This is a genomic window from Corynebacterium sp. (assembly GCF_012837295.1).
Classification (GTDB): Bacteria; Actinomycetota; Actinomycetes; order Mycobacteriales; family Mycobacteriaceae; genus Corynebacterium.
This window is the reverse complement of record NZ_DURI01000110.1, coordinates 1-1,583: the sequence shown is the minus strand read 5'-3', so window position 1 is coordinate 1,583 and position 1,583 is coordinate 1. Positions and strand designations below refer to the sequence as shown.

The 1,583-nt window shown below is 66.0% G+C and carries 2 protein-coding genes; both read left to right on the top strand.

Annotated features, from left to right (window positions below):
• Positions 1 to 1,121, top strand: a 1,121-nt coding sequence (gene atpD, locus GX015_RS03695) for a F0F1 ATP synthase subunit beta (protein ID WP_291342886.1), incomplete at its 5' end; no start/stop codon positions are given.
• A 12-nt stretch (positions 1,122 to 1,133) separates the two neighbouring features.
• Positions 1,134 to 1,508 (top strand): F0F1 ATP synthase subunit epsilon, encoded by a 375-nt coding sequence (locus tag GX015_RS03690; protein WP_291342885.1) that lies wholly within the window; start codon positions 1,134 to 1,136, stop codon positions 1,506 to 1,508.
• The last annotated feature ends 75 nt before the right edge of the window (positions 1,509 to 1,583 follow it).

The following is a 1,583-nucleotide window of genomic DNA, read 5'->3' as shown; positions in this document are numbered from 1 at the left end:
TGGGCGACTGCCTGGACGAGCCGGGCCTGGGTCGCGACGGCGAGCAGTGGGGCATCCACCGCGAGCCGCCGGCCTTCGACCAGCTCGAGGGCAAGACCGAGATCCTGGAGACGGGCATCAAGGTCATCGACCTGCTGACCCCGTACGTCAAGGGCGGCAAGATCGGCCTGTTCGGTGGCGCCGGCGTCGGCAAGACCGTTCTGATTCAGGAGATGATCACCCGTATCGCGCGTGAGTTCTCCGGTACGTCGGTCTTCGCCGGCGTCGGTGAGCGCACCCGTGAGGGCACGGACCTCTTCCTCGAGATGGAGGAGATGGGCGTGCTGCAGGACACCGCGCTCGTCTTCGGCCAGATGGATGAGCCGCCGGGAGTCCGTATGCGCGTCGCGCTGTCGGGCCTGACCATGGCGGAGTACTTCCGTGACGTGCAGCACCAGGACGTGCTGCTCTTCATCGACAACATCTTCCGCTTCACGCAGGCCGGTTCCGAGGTGTCGACCCTGCTGGGCCGCATGCCTTCGGCCGTGGGTTACCAGCCGACGCTGGCCGACGAGATGGGCGTCCTCCAGGACCGCATTACGTCGACCAAGGGCCGCTCGATTACGTCTCTGCAGGCCGTTTACGTGCCCGCCGACGACTACACCGACCCGGCTCCGGCGACCACCTTCGCGCACCTCGACGCCACCACGGAGCTCGACCGCTCCATTGCGTCGAAGGGCATCTACCCGGCCGTGAACCCGCTGTCGTCGACGTCTCGAATCCTCGAGCCGTCCATCGTCGGCGAGGAGCACTACCGCGTGTCGCAGCAGGTCATCAACATCCTGCAGAAGAACAAGGAGCTCCAGGACATCATCGCGATCCTGGGCATGGACGAGCTGTCCGAAGAGGACAAGATCACCGTCCAGCGCGCCCGTCGCATCCAGCGATTCCTGGGCCAGAACTTCTTCGTCGCGGAGAAGTTCACCGGTCTGCCGGGCTCCTACGTGCCGCTGAAGGACACCATCGTGGCCTTCGACCGCATCTGCAAGGGCGACTTCGACAACTACCCGGAAATGGCCTTCGACGGCCTGGGCGGCCTCGACGACGTCGAGAAGAAGTACGCCGAGATGCAGAAGAAGTAAGGGGCGTTCCACATGGCTGACATCGCCACCGAACTGGTCGCCGTCGAGCGCATGCTCTGGGAGGGCAAGGCCACTTCCGTGACGGCCGAGACCACCGAGGGTGAGATCGGCGTGCTGCCCGGCCACCAGCCGTTCCTCGGTCAGTTGACCGAGAATGGCACGGTGACCATCCGGACCGACGACGGCCAGGTTCTGGTCGCCGCCGTCCAGGGCGGGTTCCTCTCCGTGTCCACGAAGAAGATCACCGTTCTCGCCGACAAGGCCGTTTGGGCCGACGAGGTCGACGTCTCCGACGCCGAGTCTCGCCTCCAGTCGGATGATCCGGAGGTCAAGGCACGGGCCGAGTCCGAGCTGCGCGCCACCCGCCGCGCTTCGGGTGCCGCGTAAGCGGTAACCGGTCGCACGACCAGGTTCTCCACCCGCATCAGGGGAGGGGCTCCGGTCCCACACGAGAGTGTGGGC

Excerpts from the sequence above, each read along its gene's own strand:
- GX015_RS03690 (WP_291342885.1), top strand. The coding sequence starts at position 1,134 with ATGGCTGACATCGCCACCGAACTGGTCGCCGTCGAGCGCATGCTCTGG.